Here is a 6,296-nt window from a genome sequence, read left to right on the forward strand (position 1 = left end):
TGATGAAAATAGGAAATTACATAACACCTAACAATGTATTTTTGGCACCAATGGCTGGAGTAACGGATAAGGCCTTTAGAATTTTATGCAGAGAATATGGTTGTGGATTAGTTTATACCGAAATGGTAAGTTCTAAAGGATTGTATTATGGCAGCAAAAAAACCAATTTACTTTTAGATATAGATGATAAGGAAGCCCCGGTTATTGTCCAAATTTTTGGAAGCGATCCTGATATTATGGCTGATATGGCAGAGCAAATAAGCGAGAATGAAAAGGTAGTTTCTATTGATATAAACATGGGGTGTCCTGCACCTAAAATAGTTAAAAATGGTGAAGGAAGTGCCCTAATGAAAAATCCTGAACTGGCCGAAAGGATTGTTAAAAAAGTTGTTTCAAAATCTAAAAAACCTGTCTCTGTCAAGTTTAGAAAGGGATGGGATGAGAATTCAGTAAATGCCGTTGAATTTGCTAAAATGGTGGAGGCAGCAGGGGCATCTTTTATTGCAGTTCACGGCAGAACAAGGGAGCAGATGTATTCAGGACATGCTGACTGGGATATAATAAGAAGGGTCAAGGAAGCAGTTAAAATTCCAGTTATAGGAAATGGAGACGTTGTGGATGAGGATAGTGCAAAAAAAATGTTTGATGAGACTGGATGCGATGCCATCCTTATAGGAAGAGGAGCTTTAGGAACCCCTTGGATATTTAAAAGGATAATATACTATTTCGAAACTGGACAAAAAATTCCCGACATTTCAATTGAGGAAAAGTTTGATGTTATATTAAGACATCTTAAAATGGCTGAGGAATTTAAAGGAAGACAGGGAATAATCGAGATGAGAAAACATATTGCCTGGTATTTAAAGGGGCTTAAAAATTCCACTTATGTTAAAGATATGGTAAATAGGCTTGACCAAAGAGAAAAAATTGAAGAAGTTTTGATTGAATATAAAAAAACTTTGGTTTAGATACTACATTTTGTAGTATCTCAGACTGTTGAAAAAGTTGTTTTTTGATAAGCCCTGTGAAGGATTTCCATGGCATTCGCTCATTTCGCTAAGCAATTCTAAGCTTTTCTTTGTTTTCAAAAGTCCTACCCTCGTGAGCCGACATCCGTGTCGGCCACTCGGCTCTGCACGTCCGTGTGCAGAATTACGGACTTTTGAAAAGTCGAAAAGCAAGAATTGCTAAAGCTTATGAGAGATGCCTTTTTGAAATCCATTCACAGGGCTCTTGCAAAGTCTGAACACCAAAGAAGGTTTGTCTACAATCTGAGATACTACATTTTGTAGTATCTTTTTTTGTTGTAAAAATTGCAAAAAAGGTATAAAATGTAATTGAGCACATCATGTGCACGGGAGGGGTTTTATGGACTATGTAAGGATAGGAGATAAGGTGATTAGTATATCAAAAATTAATTCAACAATTGATGAAATATTAGAATTAAGGTGCAAAGGATATTCACAACAGGAAGTTGCAAAGATACTTAATATAGATAGGACGTTTATATCAAGGCTAGAGAGTATAGGAGAGGTGAGAAAGGGAGGTAAAATTGCAGTTGTAGGATTTCCTGTTGCAAATAAAGAGGAGCTTGAAAGGGAACTTAAAAAAACAGGAGTTGATTTTATTTTCTTACTTACAGAAGAAGAAAGGCAAAGATTTGTAAAGGATCAAAGTGGGCTTGAACTTGTTAATGGGCTTTTTGATATTATTTCTAAAGTAAGGAAATATCAGCATTGTATTATTTTAGCCTCAAATGCAAGATCAAAGCTTTTATCAGCCTTATTAGATTGCCATGTTTATACGATTGATATAGGCAAGTCGCCCTTAAAAGAAGATGTATATGTGGATGTTAATAGAGTTTTAAAAATTGTTGAAAGTATAAAAGAGTAGGAGGATTAAAATGAAGCATATTGTTTCTGTAAGTTTAGGATCTTCTAAGAGAAATCATAGGGTTGAAACTGAGCTTTTAGGTGAAAATTTTATAATAGAGAGAATAGGAACAGATGGTGATTTTAACAGGGTTTTAGAGCTTATAAGGGAAATGGATGGTAAAGTCGATGCCTTTGGAATGGGTGGCATTGATTTATACTTATATGCTGCAGGAAAAAGATATGAGATAAAGGATGCCATTGTTATTAAAGAGGCAGCCAAGAAAACACCAATTGTGGATGGTTCAGGTCTTAAAAATACACTTGAAAGAAATGTAATAAAATACATAGATAAAAATATATTTAAAATTAAAGACAAATCGGTCTTAATGGTTAGTGCAACAGATAGATTCGGAATGTTAGAGGCTTTTTATGAATTAGGGGCAGAGCTAATTATTGGGGATTTGATGTTTTCCCTTGATATTCCTATACCTTTAAAATCAGTTAAAGTATTTCAAGCCCTTGCAAAGGTTATTTTACCTATTGCTACAAGGATGCCCTTTGAAAAACTTTATCCTACAGGTAAAAGTCAAGAAGAAAGAACACCAAAACATGAAAAATATTTCAATGAGGCTGATATAATAGCTGGGGATTACCTTTTTATAAAAAGATATATGCCTGATAATTTAGAAGGAAAAATAATTATTACAAACACAGTAACAAAGGATGATATTGAAGAATTGAAAAATTTAGGTGCTAAAATGCTTGTAACGACAACACCAGAATTTAATGGAAGATCCTTTGGAACTAATGTCATGGAGGCAGTATTGGTTTCAATAATGCAAAAGAACATTGATGATATAACACCAAAGGACTATGAAATTTTACTTGAAAAACTTAACTTCAAACCAAGAGTAGTTTATTTAAACGATGAATTTGTAGATGCTAAGGCTAATATAATTTAATAAAACAATTTTAGGAGGCAATATTTGAACAAAATTTTGGTATTAAATAAGGCATCTTTAGAAGAAATTAATATTGTTCATCCTTATTTTAGCAAGATTATTGGTATAAATAAGTTATTGCTTCCGTATAAAGAAAGGGAATATAAATTAAAAGATGTTAAAGCGGAAATTGTAAAAATACCTGATGGGTTAGAAAATATTAAATTAAACATAGCAATAAAAAGGTTTGGTAAAGAAAGCATAGTGCTTTCAAAGGATTTAGGGATCAACATTGACTTAAATTTTATAATTTCATGCCTGATTAGAGCTTTAGATATTTTTACGATAAAACATGGATGCGATTTAAGACTGAACGAAGTCCTAATTGCTGATGCAGAAAAAAGTTTAGGAAAAATTTGTTTTAGATATTTATTAAACTTTGCACGGCGAATAATTTTGCTTGCAGATAAAAGGGAAAACTTAATTAAAGATATGGAATTTGCATTAAAAAATTATGGAATATCAGTAGCTGTAATAGAAGATCCTATAAAGGCAGCTAATTTATGCCAGGCTATGATAATAACGGATAAGAGGTATGAAATTTTGATAGACCCGAAAAAGCCAACACTTTTATTAAATAAAACAATTTGTCACAATGGATTATGCTTTGATGATGTTGATATAACATTGGATGAGAAGGACTTTTACGATAGTATTTTAGCGCAGGGTTTTTTAGAAATGAAGGGCTATGAAAGGATATGGAAAAACGCTGAAGAAGAAGGATTTAAAATTTCAAAATTTAAATTACAGAATAATTTAATAATGGAAATATAATTACAAAATATGTTGACATAGTAATTAGTGTGATTTATAATACCATATAACGAATATTAACAAGCACTATAAAGATGTCTTTATAGTGCTTGTTATTAGTTTATTTAAGCCTTCTCCTAAGTTATTTAAAAATTAGGGGAATTACATAAATTAATGTGCATATAATATCTATAAATCCTAAGCAAAAAAGAGGGGAGAGTATTTATGGGCGATAACAAACAAGTGATTTTAACATACGAAGGAGTTAAAAAGATAGAGGAAGAACTTGAATATCTAAAAACCGTTAAAAGAAAGGAAGTTTCACAAAAAATTAAGACAGCTATTTCCTTTGGAGACTTAAGCGAAAATTCAGAATATGATGAAGCAAAGAATGAACAGGCGTTTGTTGAAGGTAGAATTGCAACTTTGGAAAACATGTTAAAGAATGCAAAGATAATCGATGAGGACGAAATAAATACTGAAGTTGTTTCAATTGGTTCAACAGTTAAGGTTAAGGACTTGAAGTATGGAGATGAGCTTGAATTTACAATAGTTGGTTCAGCAGAGGCAGATCCAGCTAAAATGAAGATTTCTAATGAAGCACCAATAGGAAGGGGACTTTTAGGCAAAAAAGTTGGTGACAAAGTAGAGATTCAAGTTCCAGATGGAGTTGAATCTTTTGAGATATTAGAAATAAAAAGGCATTAATGGAGGGTGAGCTATGGCGAATACTAATGAGGAACTTAATCAACAGGAACTTCAAAATCTTGAGGCTGAGTATAATGAGTTAATGAAGCAAAGACTTGCTAAGCTAGAGGATTTAAGAGCTAAGGGTCAGGATCCATTCCTTATAACAAAATATGATAGAACTCATACATCAAAGCAAGTAAAAGACAACTATGAAGAACTTGAAGGTAAGGATGTTAAAGTTGCAGGAAGATTGATGACAAAGAGAATACACGGTAAAGCTGGTTTTGCTGACATTCATGACAGGTATGGTAAGCTTCAGCTTTATGTAAAAATTGATGACATAGGAGAAGAAAAATTAAAGGCATTCAAAACTTTGGATATTGGTGACATCATAGGAGTTGAAGGAACGGTATTTAAAACTAAAACTGGAGAAATTTCGATCCATGTTAAGGACTATATATTGCTAACAAAATCCTTAAGACCACTTCCTGAAAAATGGCATGGGCTTAAGGACCCGGATTTAAGATACAGACAAAGATATGTTGATCTTATAATGAATCAAGATGTAAGAGATACTTTCTTTAAGAGAACTCAAATTATTAGAGCTATAAGAAAATTCCTTGATGATAGGGACTTTATCGAAGTTGAAACACCAGTATTATCACCAATTGCAAGTGGTGCTGCAGCAAGACCATTTATAACTCATAGCAACGCCCTTGATATTGACCTATATCTTAGAATTGCTACAGAGCTTTACTTAAAAAGACTTATCGTTGGTGGATTTGAAAAAGTTTATGAAATGGGTAAAAACTTTAGAAATGAAGGAATAGATATAAGACATAATCCTGAATTTAATATGATAGAAATTTACGAAGCCTATGCCGATTATAATGACATGATGGAGCTTACAGAAAACCTTGTGGCATTTGTTTGTCAAGAAGTTTTAGGAACAACTAAAGTAAACTACCAAGGAACAGAAATTGATTTTGCTCCACCATGGAATAGGCTTACAATGAAGGAAGCGGTAAAGAAGTATGCCAATGTGGATTTCGATGAAATAAAAACAGATGAAGAAGCAAGGGAAATTGCAAAGAAGTTAAATGTTCTAGATGAACTTAAGAAGGAATTAAAGGATTGCACTAAGGGCGATATATTAGTTGCAGTATTTGAAACATATGCAGAAAAGCACCTAATTCAGCCTACATTTATTTTAGATTATCCAGTTGAAGTTTCACCGCTTACAAAGAAAAAACCTGACGATCCTATGTTTACAGAAAGATTTGAAGCATATGTATATGGTAGAGAAATAGCAAACGCTTATTCAGAATTAAACGACCCAATCGATCAAAAGGAAAGATTCCTACAACAATTAAGAGAAAGGGAACTTGGAGACGATGAAGCTTATATGATGGACGAAGACTTTATAAATGCCCTTGAAATAGGTATGCCTCCAACAGGGGGATTAGGTATAGGAGTGGATAGACTTATTATGTTCTTAACTGACTCATATTCAATTAGAGACGTAATCCTCTTCCCAACAATGAAACCGACAAAGTAAATAAATTTAACATAAAAGGCAGGAGTTATCCTGCCTTTTTACATTCTTTTAATTTGTCGTCGACCTCCAATCCTGCAAAAAGTGCCGGGGATCGACGACAAAAGAAAATGAGATTTATCAAGGGTTTAAAGATTTTGTTAACAAAATCATAGTGTAAAATTATTGTAGGACGAAAAAAGACAAAAATTTAAAAGAGACAACCCCTGTGATAAAATAAAAGTGAAAAAAACACACAAACCAATAAGGGGGTGTCTCTTTTGAATAATATTATACAACAACATTTAATAAATTTCACTACTAAATTAATAAAAAATGTTGAGGAAACTATATCAAAAGAATGGGATTTAACAAAACTTGTTGATGTAGTTAAAAAAATGACTGATGAATTAGGAGCAAACATAATAAAGGACTTTTTAGAAG

General features: G+C 32.7%; 6 protein-coding genes. All 6 read left to right on the forward strand.

Annotated features, from left to right (window positions below; translation table 11 throughout):
- Positions 1 to 2 precede the first annotated feature (2 nt).
- Positions 3 to 968 (forward strand): tRNA dihydrouridine synthase DusB, encoded by a 966-nt coding sequence (gene dusB, locus Q3V94_RS03700; RefSeq protein ID WP_303525233.1) that lies wholly within the window; start codon positions 3 to 5, stop codon positions 966 to 968.
- A 400-nt stretch (positions 969 to 1,368) separates the two neighbouring features.
- Positions 1,369 to 1,893, forward strand: coding sequence for a transcriptional regulator (locus Q3V94_RS03705; protein WP_303525235.1), 525 nt, complete (start codon positions 1,369 to 1,371; stop codon positions 1,891 to 1,893).
- A gap of 10 nt (positions 1,894 to 1,903) precedes the next feature.
- Positions 1,904 to 2,836, forward strand: a complete 933-nt coding sequence (locus Q3V94_RS03710; protein ID WP_274766979.1) for a quinate 5-dehydrogenase — start codon at positions 1,904 to 1,906, stop codon at positions 2,834 to 2,836.
- Between the two features lie 24 nt (positions 2,837 to 2,860).
- Entirely contained in the window at positions 2,861 to 3,649 is a 789-nt protein-coding gene (locus Q3V94_RS03715) for a hypothetical protein (RefSeq protein WP_303525238.1), read from the forward strand.
- Between the two features lie 204 nt (positions 3,650 to 3,853).
- Positions 3,854 to 4,336: a transcription elongation factor GreA gene (gene greA / locus Q3V94_RS03720; RefSeq protein ID WP_008909569.1), complete on the forward strand. Its 483-nt coding sequence runs from the start codon at positions 3,854 to 3,856 to the stop codon at positions 4,334 to 4,336.
- A gap of 13 nt (positions 4,337 to 4,349) precedes the next feature.
- Positions 4,350 to 5,876: a lysine--tRNA ligase gene (gene lysS, locus Q3V94_RS03725; RefSeq protein WP_303525242.1), complete on the forward strand. Its 1,527-nt coding sequence runs from the start codon at positions 4,350 to 4,352 to the stop codon at positions 5,874 to 5,876.
- Positions 5,877 to 6,296 lie beyond the last annotated feature (420 nt).

Source organism: Caloramator sp. CAR-1, assembly GCF_030546345.1.
In the GTDB taxonomy this organism is placed as follows: domain Bacteria; phylum Bacillota; class Clostridia; order Clostridiales; family Caloramatoraceae; genus Caloramator; species Caloramator australicus.